The organism is Mucilaginibacter sp. (assembly GCF_041663085.1).
In the GTDB taxonomy this organism is placed as follows: Bacteria; Bacteroidota; Bacteroidia; order Sphingobacteriales; family Sphingobacteriaceae; genus Mucilaginibacter.
In genome coordinates this window covers 23,304-40,328 of record NZ_JBAZRC010000020.1, presented here as the reverse complement: position 1 = coordinate 40,328, position 17,025 = coordinate 23,304, and the positions used below count along the sequence as shown (strand labels likewise).

Genomic DNA, 17,025 nt, shown 5'->3' with positions numbered 1-17,025 from the left:
GTATCGGTTAAGCGGTCAGTGTAAGTGCCATCCGGTGCCCAGCATTTGCTGATCTTCTCCAGCACGACCTCCCGTTCGGTCTCATTCCACGCACTCGTGTAAGTGAGAATGGTTTCTTCGATGTTCTTCATATTTTCCATAACACAAAGGTCGGAGACCCCGGCCTGAAAAAAGTTCAGGTAGTTGAAGAGTTTGCACTAATTACACTTTGTCGGTCAATTAAATGAAGCCCTGAATTCCAGCGGCGAACGTTTCGTTTTGCGCTTGAATAACTTACTGAAAGACTGGGAATGCTCAAACCCTAACTATAAGCGATCTCCCTAACAGACAGCCCAGTGGTCGATAACTTTTCCTTAGCCTCTTCAATCCGCTTTTCGTGGATAATATGCTTATTACATGATTTGCGGATGTTGTACTTCGTCGGGAAAGAGGTGAATCCAACCATCTACGCATCTGGCTGGAAACCGTAGTAGGGAAAGGCACCTCATTTTTATTGCCATATATCAGCAGTGAGAACTACACCCCCTTGCGGCGGCTGAAAAATTGACAAGGCCGCTGAAAAATTTTCAGTTGAAATCTGCAATTTTTTCAGCGAAAAACGGCTGGCACAGCGCTTGTTAAGTATTTGATAGTTTAATTAATCAATTGTTCATTTATTAAAAAAGTAAAAGGCCATGACCTTAGTTAAATTCAACAACCAACGTAACAACACATTAATGCCAGGCTTTAATGATGTTTTTGATTCTATTTTTAACGACACATTCTTCAGCGACCGCATGGTCACCCGTGTACCTGCGGTGAACATCAGTGAAAGCGAAAACAACTACCATGTGGAGCTGGCCGCACCGGGCCTGAAAAAAGAAGATTTCAAGCTGAACCTGGAACGTAACCAGCTGACCATTTCCGTAGAACAATCCTCGGACCACCAGGACAACCAAAAAAATTACAGTAAACGTGAATACAGCTACAATTCTTTTGTACGTTCGTTCACTTTGCCTGAAAGCGCCGATGACACCAAGATTGACGCTACTTATACTGACGGCATTTTACGTATCGATATCGCTAAACGCGAGGAAGCGAAAATGATACGCCGCCAGATCGAAATTAAATAAGGCTATATATTTTTTTATTTAAAGCGCCCCTGCTTGCAGGGGCGCTTGTTATTTAGAGAAGCATGGAAACGCAGTTTTATATTTTACTGAGCTTGAAAACATCAAAGGGGTTTGCTGATTACGGCCAATATTTCTTCGGCAATGACCGTGAGGCCGCCTATGGCTTATTCGCGCAATTGAAGGGCGATATAACTTTAAAAGACAGCGCATTGCTGCATATCGATCTCATGGAAACCGTGAACGGACTCCCCGTAAAGATCAGAACCATTTGCTGTTCGCTGGAAGAACTTGGGTTGAACAGCAAACTCATCGCCCGGGAGATCTTCCGCTTGAAAAACCTGGAAGAAATGGACTGACTCAGGAAGCCAGGGAAACGGATGGTGGTTGCGGAACAAGGCCAAGAAGACCTGCGCCTTCGGCGTCCAGCTGATCGTGTTGTCCAGGCATACCGAGTTAAGCAAATATTTATCCAGCAAACACCTTGGCTTGCAAACTTCTATCAGGGAAGCGTTCGCGGGTTGATTGAGCCGGGCGGGGAATGTGACCGGGAAGTTTTAATCAGCCTCAAGTATCTTTTTTGAAATAAATATCCTGTGAATGATCAACATACTGACGTAACTCCAGAAAATAGTATTGATGAAGAATTCCAGGCTCAGCCCGCGCCAGAATGATTGGAAAAGCCCGGTAAAAATAAGGGCGGTACCTAATAAATAACCGCCGAAAAGTTGCTCGGCTTTCAAAGAGATCAACTGCGCTGCAGCACCATAGATAAACATAAAGAGCCATACCCCTGCCCCGCCAAAGGACAGGTAGGCATCTACGATAAACGCCGGTTTAGCGGATACTTTGGCGTAAGGTGACACGACTTCCGCGTCGTAAACACGTTGCATGACCAGATCTTCAGTATTCGGTTTGCCGGACCAGAATAGACGTGGTATCACCGCCCATAAGGATTGCTTTAAGAGGACTTCATGATAGTAATCGTTTTTTGAGGGCGTCGTTGCGACAAATTTTGTAAACATGTCCATCTCACTCAAGCGGTAGGCAAAAAATGACCAGTTGGTATCATTGGTCTGCTCATCGCCTTTTATCGCTGCGTCAAGTGCGAGTTGGGTAGCCTCATCCGCTGATGTATCTCCTGTCCATGAGTTAGCCCTGATGACGTTTGCAAATGTTGGTAAAAGGATAAATAAAGCTAACAAGGCCGGAATAAATGTTGCTAAAACTATTTTTTTATAGTTAGGGTAGAGAAAGACACCCAGTATTAATACGCTGAGAATGATCGGTTCCTTGAAACCTGATGTCAAAGCAGAATAAAAATTCGAAAAAAACAAAATCAGGCAGATAATGGTATTGATTACCTTTCTTTTCGGTATCGCAAAAGCAAGTGCAAGGGTACCGGCGATAAAACTGAGAGAACTGAACTGGTTTGCAAATTGTGCCAGGCCGGGTATTTTCAAAAACAAAACAGAAACAGGCAACGCGATGATCGCAAAGTAAAAAAGCAGGTTACTAATATCCTCTGATCTTAAAATATATTTATGTTTAACCGGGTACTTCATAAAACAGAGTATGCCACTAGCCAAAGCTGCATGTCCGAGGCAATAATAACGCTGGCATTCCGAAGTGATCCGCAGATTTTCGGCGTTAGGCAAATAATAGTCATTGATTCTGGAGAATTGCTGATAACCTAATAAGTCAAAAAAATAAAATATGGAAGTGCAACAGGTGTAACCTGCAAATATAATGTGCACAAGAAAGATCGGCCGCATCAATTGTCCACCAAGAGAAAGATCTGTAGGGAGGGGAACTATCCAGCCGGACAGGGTGATAAAAAATATAAAAAAAGAACCCGCCCAGGCAATAAAATACGATAAAACAGGATCGGACTGCAGGAGCGTTGCCAGTCCCCAGGGTAAGTATAGCGCCAAAAAACGCTTAACATTAACTTTTGTACTCATGACAATGAATCGTTATTGGGGTGGACCGCGTCTTTCATAAGCTGACTTTCTATAGCAACTGCGACTGCCCTCAGGCTGTAATTGGCGATGATTTGTGCAGAACCTTGTCCAAGCTGTTGAAGCCTGGCTTTGCTGCCAAGCAGATCTTTTAAAGCGTCTTTTAACTCTTCCAAATTTCCGTTTTTGAATATCTTACCGTTTTTATCGGTTACGAGATCGTCTGCGGATCCAACTTTATCGGACGCTAAAACCGCCCTCCCTGAAGCCATTGCTTCATTAACAGCCAGCCCCCAGGTCTCTCCCGGCCCCCTGGACGGAAGGCAAAATAAATCACAAGCCTGGTAAAGCACCGGCATCATTTTCTGATTTTGAAAACCTATAAAATGTACGGACTTATTTCCGCTGGCCATTTTTTTCAATATTGATTCTAGAGGACCGCTGCCCGCGAATATGAGGTGTATGCCCGACTGGTTCAGTTGCAGGAAGGCATTCATAAGTAACAAAGGGTCTTTTTTTTCTTCCAACTTGGCTGCAAATAAAATTACCAGATCAGCGGGCAATATTCCCAGCTGATTTTTCAAGATCAGCACTTCTTCAGAATGATCCCGGCCAAATCGTTCATTTTCGACCGCGTGTGGCGCAAAACTTAACTGATCTTCTTTCAAACCATATTTTTTAAAATATGCCCGGTTGTTAGCACCCACAAAAAAGACATGGTCTACATATCGGTATAACCAGGTTAAAAACACCGCTCTAAACAATCTTCGAAAATTGTTTTTTTGATCGATCAGCGTCGAATCGCCTCTAAAATATACCGGCAACTTCCCTTTGTAATAACGCAGGCACTTCAAATGGCTTTCATAGGCCCAGCCAAATACAAGCAATGATGTCGGCCGCCACTTATCGACCCGGGAAATGAGCGAGGGGGTCACAATCCCTTTAAAATGATGAGAGCCCGGATCCCCGGCAATGTTTTCAACCCATTCGAACGGATATCCCTCCAATAGAGGGATGTCCCAGTCGACCTGTCGGTTAAAACCGGGATCATATTTTTTTATTGCGGTTGGCCCCCAGGTATAAAAGACCTTGATATGTATTTTATTCCTTTCATGTAAAAGTTTAAATAACGGGGCATAATATTGTATAGGATGGCTTACAATGATGGCTAATTTTTCCATTAGATCCGCTCACCCATAATTTTGATGGCAGCTGCCTGTTCGACCCGTTTCCTGATGAAAGCAAGATCGCGGCAATAAATGGTATTGTGGGTACCATATGACGGGGCTTTTTCCAGTTTCCTTTGAAAAGGGTCGTAATAGTATGCCTCAAAGTTCTTTTCCAACATCAGGTTATGAATATCTATATCTTTAAATCCATACCGGCTTCCGCTGCCGTTAAGCTCAATTATGATCACTTTGAGCTCCGGCAGGTCCAGTGTCCTGGCCATGCCCTTTAATACTTCGGTCTCGAAGCCTTCGACGTCTATTTTGATCAGTGCTGGTCTATGTTTGTCAAGAAGTGAATCGATCGTGATCACCGGTACGGTAACATAATGGCCACCCTTTTCCTGATCTGTCATCACGTGGTTGCCGGAACCCTCATCTGCAGAAAACCTGATTGTTGCAGGTCCCGCTCCGGCACCGGTATTGAGCAGTTCAACCTTACTGTGCAATGCATTAAGTTCAATGTTGCGGGCTAAAATATCAAAGGTTTGCCTTACTGGTTCCAGGCTTACGCTTTTTGCGCCGGTTATACCGGATGCCAGAAGTGTGTATGACCCGACATTTGCACCAACGTCGAAAAAGGTTTCCTCTTCCCTCAAAAAGTGAAGCATGAACAGCATATCAAAAAATTCGTGTAATCCAGTATAAATATTGCCTGTAATACCCGTGAGCCCTCTAGTAGCATAAAAGTTCACGTGACCAACAAAACGTTTTATGAGCAACCTGTTTGGATATAACCTTGCCTGAAGCTGCCACCACGCTAAGCGCCATAATGCTCTTACCGGGTGTTTTTTTCCCAAAGGATGATCAAATATAAAACCGATAGTTCTTTTAAGAGCGCTCATAAATAACGGTATTAAACAATTGACATTGCGCACGGGCCATTTCCTGTGCCGAAAATTTTTTTATGGCCTCACTATTAAAAGTCACCGCTTGGAAATCACCTTGTATCAATTGGCGAAAAAACACAGACAGGTTTGACAGGCTGATGTCATCGTAATTGTAAACATGTTCGACACCGTATTCCTGAAGGATAGGTATGGCGGAACTGGCAGGGTTAAATATGGCTAAAATATTCTTCTTTGTCATTAAGTACGGAAATATCTTTGAGGCAGTATACAGCGGATCATCCGAGCCCGGGATGAAAAGTGCATCGGCCTGCTGTAAAGTAAGCAATGTATGATAATAACTGATGCGGTCGGTAATTTCTGAAACGTAATCCTCTATCCCGAATTGTCGCGCCAGTGGAAGAATGGTTTTAATACCACGACCTGCGGGTGCATAGCTGGTCCCGATGAAATGAAACCTTATTCGTTGAAATTCTTCTTTATTTTTTTTTAGACCTTTTTGGAAAGCGCTGAATACCGGGCTGACCGCCCTGTGCATATCCTTACCCCCGCGGCCAATATATACGACATTTTTAAATTGACCATCGAGCAAACCTGTAAAAAGTTGCTGATTATCTCGGGCAATTTTCATGTCCGGTTCAAAAGCACCGAAGGTGATGGTCGCTGCAGGAACATGCTGGATCTCTTTATAGCGGAACTTGAGTTCATCAATATAACCTGCTGATACGCTGATCAGTCCGGCAGCATTTTTTACTGCTATCGGTTCCAGAAATTTGTTTAAGTGATAGGCGAACAGATATTTTGGCGGCCGGTCGCTCTTTGGTTTATTGATATAATAATCGGAGTGCCAGGGGTCCTGTATGTCGATGACATAAGGGATCCGAAAACGCTTTTTCCAGTAAGCACCCAGTATGCAAACAGGGAATTGCGTGGTTGAAAAATAGATCAGGTCAAAATGGCGGTCGTGAAGTATGCGGTTGACCTGCGAACGGTAATGCCATAAAGAACGAATGGCTATACTGCCTAAACCAACCTTTGATGTCAGTTTTTTCCGCATCGCGTTCACCTGATGTACTTTAATATATGGCGGGACACTTTGCATCAAAAGCTCGTCTTTTGCGAGATCCGCGAATTTCGGATTGATGACGACGACCTCAGCGTCCCAGCCCCATCCGGCAAAATAAGGTAAACTCATCCGCACGCGCTGCATATCGGCAGCATTTACCGGAGGAAAGTACGGGGAAATGATCAGTAATTTTTTATTCACCGACAGTCCTTTTAACAAGATTGATAAATTTAGCGCTCTCAGATTCCCAGTTCAATTCCCTTTGGCCCAGCTGGTAATTTTGCCAACGCGCCTGGCGCAAAGCACCGGCATTCTCCACGAAGAAATCGATGCAGTCGGTTAAAGACTGCGGGTCATCTCTGTGATACAGCCGGCCGGCAAACGGAAATTCTTGCAAAAATAACGTTTGCGCCTGTGTATCGCTTGCTATCATCGCCAGGCCGCATTGTATATAGGTGAAAACCTTATTGGTAAGACAAATATCCCTGTTGAGCGTTAGACCGGTTTCAGTAGCCATACCAATATCAAACCGGCTGGTGAATTCAAATATCTCAGTTGCAGCGACGGGTTGATGGAACCATAATTGCTCTTTCCCTGGCGCAAGCTCGTCGGCCAGCTTCGTAAGTTCTTTTTTATAGCTATCATCACAATAGCCCAGCAGGTGCAGCTGGACATGGCCTTTCGCCGCTGACATCGATTTGATGACTTCTTCCAGTCCTCTGTAGGGGCCGACAGTTTGGGAAAACCAAAATAGTTTTAATGCCTCCCCGGGTTTATCGTTTCGTGACGTATCCAGCGCTGTTCTGGGAAATACATTATTGACCACTATAGGTTGCAGGTAACTATATTCCCGCTGGTAGCAGGCTGCAATGAGCGGGCTGGCAGCAGTGAAATAATCGACCTTGTCAAAATAATGCGTCTCAATGTATTTATTGAGCCGGTAAGCGTCGCCATCGGCAGATGTAAACTGGCCGGAATGCATATCTTCCGCATCATAACCAACTTTGCTGCCGGTATGTTTAGCGGCGATCACCGCCGCGGGCAAGGCGCCAAGGTTATGTGCGATATAAAGGTCGGTCTTGATCCTTTTGGCGATGTTCAGTGCTTCGGTATGGGTCCGGCTGATGGCGTTTTCAGGTACTCCGAACCGTTTGGTGCACTTGAATAATAACGTGCTGACCTTTTGGCGGATACGCGTTTTGATATAAGCCGCCCTTTTTACAAAAGGGCTTCCCCCGCAATAAATATACATTCCCGGATACCTGGCTGCTAAAGTTTCGTCGCTTTTTTGTGCCCATTGTTGGTAAAAGCAGCAGATCACTTTAACATGATAGCCAAGTTGGTGCAATGTTTCAGCTTCTTTGACAAGCCTGGGATTGGTGGTAGGCTGACCGGTCGTTAAAAAGGTTATGTTCTTCATTTGTCCTGTATGGCCAGTTCGTATAATGCTTCGTATTGCGCGCCCAGCACAGCTGCACTGAACCGTTGTTCAACAACGTGCCTGCAGGTTGCCCTGTTCACGCTGCCAACATTGCGAATGGCCTCATAAATTTCATTATCCGTGTCACAAACGAAACCATTTATACCGTTGGTCACGATTTCAGGAACAGCGCCGCGCCTCAATCCTATGACCGGCGTGCCACAGGCCAGCGCTTCTGTCATCACAATACCAAAAGGCTCATCCCATTGAACCGGCATCAGCAACGCTTTTGAATGACGAAGCAATTGGTTTTTCTCCCCGTCATTAACGGGGCCCAGATAGGTTATCTGCCGGCCGTCTATAAAAGGTTTGACTTCCTCATTAAAATACCGCTGATGTATCGGCTCATCAGGAATATTGCCCGCTATTACCAATTTTTGTTTGGTTTCGATTGCCGCGCGTATGGCGACAGCAGTACCTTTTTCATATTGGATGCGTCCCAGAAAAACAAGGGGTGCATCCCAAGCGACCTCTTTATTTAGTTCATAGTCAGCAAGGTCTACCCCGTTATAAATAGTGGTTACATTCGAAAGAGTCTTGATCTGTCCCGCTATATAATCGCTGCATGCCGTAAATCTCAATGATTTTTTATAAGCGATGCTCACCGCTTTTTTAACTTGTGAAATCGTAGGCGGCAACTGATAGGAAACGATTTTGGGAATGTTGCTGAACATCAGCAGAGCAATGTTGCTCATACGCCCAAACGTATGAACAATATCAAACCCGCGGAGCGGTATCTTGCAGGTAAGCAGATTGATCCTTGCCATATCCATAAGCCCGTAATGCGGTGATTCGTGATAACCTACCAGGGTACAGCCCGGTTGCGAACTTTTGTTTGCGAAGAGTGCTACATGATGCCCGTTTTTTTTTAAATGCCGGATCAGCATAAAAACAATGCGTTCAATTCCGCCGTATTGTTCGGGAGGAACGGGGATCTGGGGATTTACAATAATGGCTATTTTCAAATCATGTATTTTTTTCAGCTTGTTGATAACGCTGTCGGGTTTGCGTTAAAAGAAAGCGGTAAGTATCAGTCTGTAAGGCGAGGTATCGCCCGATATAATTCAACTTATGGCCATGCCGAAGCAGCCATTTACCAGATTGCAGCCAATCGCTTACGTTGAAGTGCTTATAAAGTCGGCGGTCTTTCAGGATGAAAATGTTAGCAAGAAAAAAGTTCGGCGTCGGAATGGGGCGCTGTTCCCGGTAGTAAGCCAGTGTCTCCTTTGTCGTTTTATCTTTATCCGGTGATGCGGCGATGAAACTTGCCAGCATCATGACTTGGTTAGCGATCCAGGAATAGGCATCCGGACTGCGGGTCGTAGCCAGTGTAATGGCAAAGTTAGCGAGCGGTTTGGCTTCCAGGTAAATGGGATGCTCAAATGACCGCTCCCTGATCAACTCGACAGCGTTGATCAGGACAATGGGCGGGACAAGATAATTGGACGCGTGCGGTCCGCGGAACAACATCGCGCCAGTTGAATGCAGCGCGCTCATAGCCTGCCTGGCCTGAGGCCAGTGAAAAAGCCGCGATCTGCCCTCCGCCCAGACAAATGTTTTCGTGTCTGTCCAGTTGCCGTCCTCCCCCTCCTTCCACAGCCTCATATTGCTCCAAGCGACTTTTACCAAAGGCTTGCTGTCCATGATTGCAATCATTTCACTCAAAAATTGCGGCTCCCACCAGTTATCGTCTTCCAGCATGCTGGCATACGCTTCACTGCAGCCGGCGAAAGCAAGGTTAAAACTTTCCACACCGCCCAGGTTTTCCCGATGGTCATTCATGATGAACCTGTCATCTGCTAAAGAGGCAATAAACGCGGCCGGGAACGGGTCGCCCGGGCAATCATTGTGCACTTCACAAACCCAGTCGGTAAAGTGCTGCCCAAGTAAACTCCGCACCGCGCGCGTAAACATCTGGTTCCTTTTGTAAGTAAACAAATAAACACGGCACCGGGCCATTATTTAGCCCCCCCCGATAACAGTATTTTCAATTTCTTAACACTTTTCCAGCCCATGACCCGCGTCAGCAATTTTGTGTAACCGCCGGATTCAAATGGTATTTCGGCGCCGCCGAGTTCCCGCACCTTAGATTCTGCGCACCGTACCAGCGATTGATGAAAAGGGTAAAAAGAGTAGACAAAATTTTGAAAGCAATCTGCACATACTTTTCTTACCCGTTCGCTGGATTCGAATGACAACATATGAGAAGTACCCAGCTGAATAGACTCGAAAGCTGATTTGGCGCCTTTTTGTGATTTCAACGACGATAAAGAATTTTGGAGCCCGCTTCGGTAATAGAGTATTGCATTTTCTGCGAACCGTATTTCGCCGGCATGAAGCAGCACGCGGATGAAAAACTCAAAATCATTGATGAGGCTCAGACGTTCATCCCACAGCCCCGATTTTTCAAGTACAGTGCGCGGGATGAGCCATATCGCGCACTGTAACATCACCTGCTTGCCATCCATCGCAGACACGAGCCAATCGATTGGTCTGCAATCAATTCGGACCAAGTCTTCGTTCAATTTAAAAGTGTTGATATCATTTTGATAAAAACGGCCCCAGGCCGCGGAGGCAATGATATCATTGCTGTTGCCAATACGCCTCATCTGATCAGACAAGCAATCCGGGGAGATCATATCGTCAGCATCCATAAATTTGATAAACCTGCCCCTGGACAGGCCATATGCGCTGTTCGCGGCTGCACATTGCCCGGTATTTTTCTGGTGATGGATACGGATGCGCGGATCATCGAATTTTTCAAGGACGAGAGCGGTATCATCCGTTGACCCGTCATTTACGATGATCAGTTCCCAACTGGAATAGGTTTGTTCGAGTATTGAGCGTACCGCTTCCTGAATATACTTACCGGCATTAAAAGCAGGCATGCAAATAGAAACTAGCGGATAACTTTCTTCCATTCGTTTGTGAGGTAAGGAAACTTTGCTTTAAAAATATAATGCCTTACAATTTGCAGATCGTTTAATGCTGGCAGCTTATCGTAAAAAACCGCGTATTTATGCTCGTCAAGCGGTACAGCCGTTTGCGTGTATAAGACATAACTCATCAGCGTCTGTTCGATCTGTGCCGGACCTGCCCCTGGATATTTCAGCAACAAATAGTTAGCTTTCTCTTCCAGATCGATATAGTCTATTTTATCATTATCGTAAGCGATCATACCACCGTTGACATTCCTGATACAGTTAATATGATGTTTATCCCTGAGATGGTCTACCGTATCGACAAAGTAAGAGTTTGCCAACCGCTCTTTCATATAAATGCTGCTTTTTTTTTCATAGGCCGCGAGTACCTGGCCGGGTTTATCAAAAAAAATCATGTCGCTATCCAAATGCATCGTCCATGACGGAGAGGTGTGGATATCTGTCAATCTGCGAAAAAATGGGTGCCAGTTCCGTAAATATCTTAATGTCGGATATTTCTTCTCCGGCAAAATAGCATCCAGGTAGCTTATGACCTGCATTTCTGGGATTGATTCCACTCCGGGCAGAACTTTCCTGATCATTCGAATATGATCGTCAGTCAGCGTTCCATCCGAATAAAGTTTAATACCTACCCGGCCATTTAAAGAACGGGCAAGTGTATAGGCGCAAAAGATTGTTTGATGCCAGTATTTTTCACCCGTTAAGTAACAAACTTCTAACACCTTATCTTTCGAGAACTCAATTGGCGGCAGCTGCCGGACCGCTTTTTTCATTTGATTTTCGCCCGTCCTCATAGCCAGCCATCCGAAAAGTCCGAAATGGTTCACATGGTAACGGAACGATAAAGTTGGTTTATATAAAATACTATAAGCTATTTGTCCGATCGTCACGATGATAAAAATTTTTCCAGGCGTATTTAAAATAACCCTCTTTCGACAGGTCGACGTAATGGTGGAGTATACCTGTCCTGAGTTTGATCTGCTCCTTTCCGGGATTAACAATATAATCGAAAGCTTTTAAACTAACACTATCGGCATCGCCGATCAGCATGGCTGATAAAGCCTGTTCCAAGTAGTAAGAAGTGCCTTCCGATTCTTCCAATAACGCGATCCAGCTTTCCAGTTTTTTCCAGTCGACAGATTCACTTTTCAAACCGATGGCGCCGACATTCAAAAGAGGTTTTACAGGCGAGCCTGCTAATTGCTCCATTGATTCCCTGGAATAACCATAGGCTTCCGCACAATCAATCATGTGCAGCGGGGCCTGCGGATGTTTCAGCCAACTGATTATTTGGCCCGGCTCCTGCCAGAAAAGCATATCTGAATCCAGGACAAGTTTCCAGTCATCCCCCGGGATCGTATGGACGTCGGTTAATTTCTTGATATGCGGATAAACCGACCTCTTATTAAACAGGCACGGGAACTCCGACTCGAAAAAAGCGTTTTTCAAGTTTGTGGCAATCATTTCCGCAGTAATCACCCGGGCGCCGGGAAGCTGCCTTTTTATTCTGCTGATCAATAGTTCATCAAAACTGCCATCATCCACTAATGTAAATCTGAATTGGGTTGAGGATGATCTTGCCAGTGACTGGATGCAGTACAGCGTTTGGTACAAGTACTTTTTCCCTGTCAAAAAATAAACCGGTAACCCCTTCGGATGTGAGGCCACCGGTAAGAGTTCAGTCGAACGCTCTTCCATTTTTCTTCGCCCGTTCATCATTCTCCGGTAATTAAAATACCCCCCAAAGCGCTTGTACATCCGCAATTGCGATCGTGGGTTACGATAAAGAAAATTGATGACCAGTTGTATATTTTTCATTTTCGGGGCATCGATGACAAGCCGTCAAATGTCCCGCATGCTCCACGCCACCTAATATAGCCGGGGGCGCTTTTCCATGCGCTGTAAGTAACCCAGGCTTTCGCTTTTCGAATTAACGCCCCGGTTTTGGTTATCCGTGACCATGGATTTATACGATGGGCTTCCAGTAACCCGACCCACGATCTGTTGGTATTATGAAGCAGTCGCGCAAGGTATTTTACAGTCATGCGCTGGGGCGGGATGATATGCTGTAATTCAAGTTCCGGAAAGTAACCAACCTGCCAGCCACTTTTAAGGATTTCTATGACCATATCGTTATCCCCGCCTGAACTTAACGAGTCCCCACGGCGGTCGCTAACACTTCCGCGCCCGCTCGCTATTTTTTGCATATAAGATGCCATCGCCTTGCGCCTAAGGCCCATTCCTGCACCGATAGGTGCACCATACGGATATATATTTTGCCACCTCGATATAACGGGGACGCCGCCCAGGTCACGCAAGGCGAGGCTTCCATAAAATTCGTACAACCAGGCCGGAGGAGGCGTTTCAAACACCGGGACCGTTTTTCCGCCAATAGCCGCAATCTTAGGGTGTGCATGTAAGATGGACAAAACAGTTTCAAGGTAATTACTGTTCAAAACATTATCATCATCAACCATGACAATGATACCCGCTGCTGCTTCCCGGAAACCTTTGAGCCGGGCGTAGGTCAGCCCCTGCTTAGGTTCACAAACAATTTTAGCCGAAGGATGCCAGTCTAATTCGAGTTGTCGCATAAAATCGTTAGACGAATTATTGTCAACAATGATCAGTTCCCACTCATCAGGTGGTAATGACTGGAGCTGCAAGCCCTGGACTGTTTGCCTGAGCCTGCTGATGCAAGGGTTGTAAGTGGGAATAATGACCGAAAGTTTCAACACTTAAAATCGTTTATGACCTTATGATAATAGGCTAGAGAATTGGCTGCCAAATGGCGGCCGGTGAATCTTTCCTCAACGGTTCTGCGGGCGTTCCGACCTAACTGTTCACGCAAAGATTTGTCTTTGATCAACCGGACAATTTGATCTGCAAGACTTTTTGCATTGCCGGTCTCCGCAAAAAGGCCGTTATAACCGGCTGAAATTATTTCTGATACGCCGCCGACATTGCATCCAATGACAGGTTTTCCATAGCTCATAGCTTCAATAAAAATCAAACCGAAAGACTCATACCTGGACGGCGCGACAAAGATATCGCAGGAAAAATATGCTTGCGCAAGGCTGCTCTCATCGACCCGTCCACTAAAAATGATTTTTCCCAAAGTGAGCTCAGCATTATTCGCCATATATTTTTCCCGGTAGGCATTACCGTCGTCGTTGCCAATAAGTTCAAATAAAACCTCCTGAAATTGCTGTAATACGAGCGGGATTGCCTTCAGCAGCACATCGGTGCCTTTTCGGTATTCGTATCTTCCGGCATACAAAACTTTCACGACCGGCCCGGAGGTTGTCATCCTGGTATCACTGTCAATATCCGGTATTGCGATGCCATGCGGGACGATCTCAAACCTTTCATGGGCGATTTTATAGAGGCGTTCCAGTTCAAGGGCATGGCTATGGGCATGAGTAAATAGATATTTACATCGTTTAATAAAAGCGATCTCCATTTTGCCAATTATATCGAGTGCCCTTGACCTAAAAGGATAATGATCATTTAATATCTGCGAAAAGGTAGTGCTGACCCTGACGGCTACCGGGGCATCGATTTTTTTGTAAAACAAAAAAAAACACAATGAAAAATAGCTTGTCGTTTCAATGATATCAATCCTGTAACGGCGTATGATGTTATTTAATACATGCGTTGTGACGCGCATGCTTTTTATCTTTAAGGTAAAATCAATAATAGCCCACTGACGTTGAAAAAACTTGTTGACGATAGCGGGAGCTGTGACCCTATAAGTGAGTAAATGAATATTGTCCTGAAGTAATTGCTCACTCACGGCATCGGTGTCTGTTTCATAACACGGCCTTACATGTAATATAACAACCTTATGTCCCTCGGCAGCCAAACTTTGCGCAAGAAGGAAATAGTGGTTGGCGATACCGCTATCCAGGGTTTGCTTATCAGGAAAATACGGGGTTACCAGGCCAACGGTCATGATTTAAAACTTTTTTTATAAAATGCGGAGGGCATGTTTCGTTGATTTTGGCGAAAAAAAGTCATTTCAGCTTTTCGGTAAACATTCTGTTCATTTCATGAACCCAAATATCCAGTCCGAGTGGGTTCCAGTGCGAATCGCTGCGGTAAAACAAGTTCCGTTTCTCGGTTTTAAAATTATGATATATAGATATAACCGACAGATCTGTTTTTTTCTCTACCCTCTCCAGTAAATGATTATAAGGCATCTGTTCAGCATCATAAATGGAAACAGGGTTTGGGATCACCGAAAGGAAAACTTTTTTAAAACCTATAGACTGGTAGTAAAGTTTAGCCGTTTGCAAATTATGGCAAATGGAATCTATAGCCTGCTCACTTTGCGGTTTAAACGATGACTGTCGTCTCGCGGTGTCAACCGTAATGTTAAAAAAAAGTCTTTTTTTGTCCGTACTAACCGACACTTCGTTTGCCACCCGGTCAAAAAGGTGGTAATTGATTGACGCCTTAAACTCTTTGAATCGTGACACGAAGGTGTTATCAAAAAGCATAAGTTCAAGGTTACGGCTTAGTTCCGGATTGAAAATGATATTGTTCAGCCGTTTCCAAACAGATTGCTGCAAGAGTTCGGTGCCAGCCTTTTTTGGGGTATTACCGCTGTTGCGCCCATTTTTAACCTGGTGATTTGTCGCGAGCACTTCGAAAGTACTGTCTATATCGTAGTCGACCAGGTTACGTTCAGCAAACTCCATTACCAGGTAATTTTGTTTGGCAGGATCAGGTTTGACCGGCCCGAAATCAAAACGGCGATCAAAAAAAATGACATTATCAAATTGATCAAAGGCTCCGGAAAGGGTTTTGTCCGCTAAAAAGCTGTCTCCTACGATATATAATATCTTACCGGTTTTACGACTGCCGGGTTTGCGGAGATAACTTTTGAATGGTTCAAGCTTAAATTTGTATTGATGCAGGTAACTAAGACCGTAAAGGTCTCCATAGCGCCATTTGTCCGAGTGAACAAATACGGCCTTGAACAAGGCATTTTCATGAATCACTTGCGGGTCCAGGGCGTCAAAATATTTTTCAAACTTTAATTTGTTGATGAACGACTGGTTCATCGCGCTAAGGAGTAACACAACAGTGAGCAACAAGATCAGTAAACCAAACCCTTTACGCATCAAAATTGAAAATAAATAAACTGGGCTTCATTAAATACTCCTAAAAAGTAACAGGCCAGCATTAAACCGCCTATCACGAATACTTTTTTACGATTTGTACTGTCTTTGACATTCCGAACATATTTTTCACCCAGCAACAGGGCAACAATAATCCATCCACAATACTGCAGTTCCTGCACCGACATCAACCTACCCGCAGAATAGGTGAAATGCCCACCACGAAATATTTTATGTAAAATGTACCAGGCTTCGCTTATTGTCCGAGCCCTGAAAAACACCCAGGCAAGGCAGACCAAATTAAAAGTGATCAGCCATCGAAAAAAAACGAGTCCGCTGAAACGAAGATTAAACTTTCGCAATAACTGGTAAATAATCAGTAAAAAGCCATGAATTGCACCCCAGGCAAGATATTTCCAGTTGGCACCGTGCCAAAGGCCACTCACCATGAATACGACCAGGAGGTTGATGCAGGTTACCGGGAAGCTTATCCTGCTGCCCCCTAATGGGATATAAAGATAATCACGGAACCAGGTTGAAAGAGAAATATGCCAGCGCTTCCAAAAATCACCGACATTAAGGGCGAGGTAGGGGAAGTTAAAATTCTGCATTAACTCAATACCCAGGACCAGGGCGGTGCCGATAGCGATATCTGAATAACCGCTAAAATCGCAATAGATCTGGAATGCGAAGAAATAGGTAGCTAACAACAATTCCAGTGCTGAATAGCTGTGCGGGTCGTTGAAAACAGGATCTGTATAAAGACCAAGCCTGTCTGCGATAACGACTTTTTTAAAAAGCCCTATCGTGATAAAAAAGAGGCCGGTTATCAGGTTTTTGTTTTGAAAACGGTTCACCCTGCGAAGCTGCGGCAGGATATGCTGCGGGCGTTCTATCGGGCCGGCCACCATCTGCGGATAAAACATTACGTAAAGAGCGTAAAACCCGAAATGCTTTTCCGCCTGCTGATTGCCCCGGTACACTTCAATCGTATAACTCATGGCCTGGAACGTGTGAAATGATAAGCCGATGGGTAGTATAAAGGATAGGAATGGAAAATGCGGACCATTCAACGCCTGGGAAACAAGGTTGAGGTTATCGGTTAAAAAGTGAAAATATTTGAAAAAAGCCAAAACGCCGATATTAGCAACAAGACTTAAAACAAGGTAAAAAGTACGAATTTTCCCCTTCTTTGACGCTATCAGGATAGCCGCAAAATAATCCACGACAATGGTAAAAAGTATAATCAGAATGTATACCGGTTTGA

General features: G+C 44.8%; 16 protein-coding genes and 1 pseudogene. 2 read left to right on the top strand and 15 right to left on the bottom strand.

The annotated features are described in order from the left end of the window. Window positions 1-215: 215 nt before the first annotated feature. Window positions 216-382 (bottom strand): annotated as a pseudogene (locus tag WC615_RS06775) (helix-turn-helix domain-containing protein); the annotation flags it as partial. A gap of 292 nt (window positions 383-674) precedes the next feature. Here WC615_RS06775 and WC615_RS06770 point away from each other — a divergent pair. Both WC615_RS06770 and WC615_RS06765 read left to right on the top strand, forming a co-directional pair. Next, window positions 675-1,112, top strand: coding sequence for an Hsp20/alpha crystallin family protein (locus tag WC615_RS06770; protein ID WP_372977359.1), 438 nt, complete (start codon window positions 675-677; stop codon window positions 1,110-1,112). Between the two features lie 92 nt (window positions 1,113-1,204). Next, the gene (locus tag WC615_RS06765; protein WP_372977358.1) at window positions 1,205-1,468 is read left to right on the top strand and encodes a hypothetical protein; all 264 of its coding nucleotides are present in this window, start codon (window positions 1,205-1,207) and stop codon (window positions 1,466-1,468) included. A gap of 198 nt (window positions 1,469-1,666) precedes the next feature. Here the strand turns inward: WC615_RS06765 and WC615_RS06760 are convergent, their stop codons facing one another. From WC615_RS06760 to WC615_RS06695, 14 genes are all read right to left on the bottom strand, one after another. After that, complete coding sequence (locus WC615_RS06760; RefSeq protein ID WP_372977357.1) at window positions 1,667-3,073, bottom strand: exosortase Y-associated Wzy-like protein; 1,407 nt, start codon at window positions 3,071-3,073, stop codon at window positions 1,667-1,669. Beyond that, window positions 3,070-4,251 carry a glycosyltransferase family 4 protein gene (locus WC615_RS06755; protein ID WP_372977356.1) on the bottom strand — a complete coding sequence of 394 codons (1,182 nt, stop codon included), beginning with the start codon at window positions 4,249-4,251 and terminating at the stop codon, window positions 3,070-3,072. Before WC615_RS06755 ends, WC615_RS06760 begins: the two co-directional genes overlap by 4 nt. Continuing rightward, window positions 4,251-5,141, bottom strand: coding sequence for an FkbM family methyltransferase (locus WC615_RS06750; protein ID WP_372977355.1), 891 nt, complete (start codon window positions 5,139-5,141; stop codon window positions 4,251-4,253). Before WC615_RS06750 ends, WC615_RS06755 begins: the two co-directional genes overlap by 1 nt. Continuing rightward, window positions 5,128-6,411: a hypothetical protein gene (locus tag WC615_RS06745; protein ID WP_372977354.1), complete on the bottom strand. Its 1,284-nt coding sequence runs from the start codon at window positions 6,409-6,411 to the stop codon at window positions 5,128-5,130. The genes WC615_RS06750 and WC615_RS06745 overlap by 14 nt, the downstream gene beginning before the upstream one ends. Then, entirely contained in the window at window positions 6,404-7,630 is a 1,227-nt protein-coding gene (locus WC615_RS06740; protein WP_372977353.1) for a hypothetical protein, read from the bottom strand. Before WC615_RS06740 ends, WC615_RS06745 begins: the two co-directional genes overlap by 8 nt. Further along, window positions 7,627-8,655: a glycosyltransferase gene (locus WC615_RS06735; RefSeq protein ID WP_372977352.1), complete on the bottom strand. Its 1,029-nt coding sequence runs from the start codon at window positions 8,653-8,655 to the stop codon at window positions 7,627-7,629. The genes WC615_RS06740 and WC615_RS06735 overlap by 4 nt, the downstream gene beginning before the upstream one ends. A gap of 1 nt (window position 8,656) precedes the next feature. Beyond that, window positions 8,657-9,649, bottom strand: coding sequence for a glycosyltransferase family 2 protein (locus tag WC615_RS06730; RefSeq protein ID WP_372977351.1), 993 nt, complete (start codon window positions 9,647-9,649; stop codon window positions 8,657-8,659). Next, a complete protein-coding gene (locus WC615_RS06725) occupies window positions 9,649-10,611 on the bottom strand; it encodes a glycosyltransferase family 2 protein (protein ID WP_372977350.1) in 963 nt (320 codons plus the stop codon). The genes WC615_RS06730 and WC615_RS06725 overlap by 1 nt, the downstream gene beginning before the upstream one ends. Continuing rightward, a complete protein-coding gene (locus tag WC615_RS06720) occupies window positions 10,590-11,522 on the bottom strand; it encodes a hypothetical protein (RefSeq protein ID WP_372977349.1) in 933 nt (310 codons plus the stop codon). Before WC615_RS06720 ends, WC615_RS06725 begins: the two co-directional genes overlap by 22 nt. Further along, window positions 11,497-12,450: a hypothetical protein gene (locus WC615_RS06715; protein WP_372977348.1), complete on the bottom strand. Its 954-nt coding sequence runs from the start codon at window positions 12,448-12,450 to the stop codon at window positions 11,497-11,499. Before WC615_RS06715 ends, WC615_RS06720 begins: the two co-directional genes overlap by 26 nt. After that, window positions 12,447-13,367 (bottom strand): glycosyltransferase, encoded by a 921-nt coding sequence (locus WC615_RS06710; RefSeq protein WP_372977347.1) that lies wholly within the window; start codon window positions 13,365-13,367, stop codon window positions 12,447-12,449. Before WC615_RS06710 ends, WC615_RS06715 begins: the two co-directional genes overlap by 4 nt. Then, complete coding sequence (locus tag WC615_RS06705) at window positions 13,364-14,587, bottom strand: glycosyltransferase family 4 protein (protein WP_372977346.1); 1,224 nt, start codon at window positions 14,585-14,587, stop codon at window positions 13,364-13,366. The genes WC615_RS06710 and WC615_RS06705 overlap by 4 nt, the downstream gene beginning before the upstream one ends. A 61-nt stretch (window positions 14,588-14,648) precedes the next feature. After that, window positions 14,649-15,761 carry a hypothetical protein gene (locus WC615_RS06700; protein WP_372977345.1) on the bottom strand — a complete coding sequence of 371 codons (1,113 nt, stop codon included), beginning with the start codon at window positions 15,759-15,761 and terminating at the stop codon, window positions 14,649-14,651. Beyond that, the gene (locus WC615_RS06695; RefSeq protein WP_372977344.1) at window positions 15,761-16,984 is read right to left on the bottom strand and encodes an MBOAT family protein; all 1,224 of its coding nucleotides are present in this window, start codon (window positions 16,982-16,984) and stop codon (window positions 15,761-15,763) included. The genes WC615_RS06700 and WC615_RS06695 overlap by 1 nt, the downstream gene beginning before the upstream one ends. Between the last annotated feature and the right edge of the window lie 41 nt (window positions 16,985-17,025).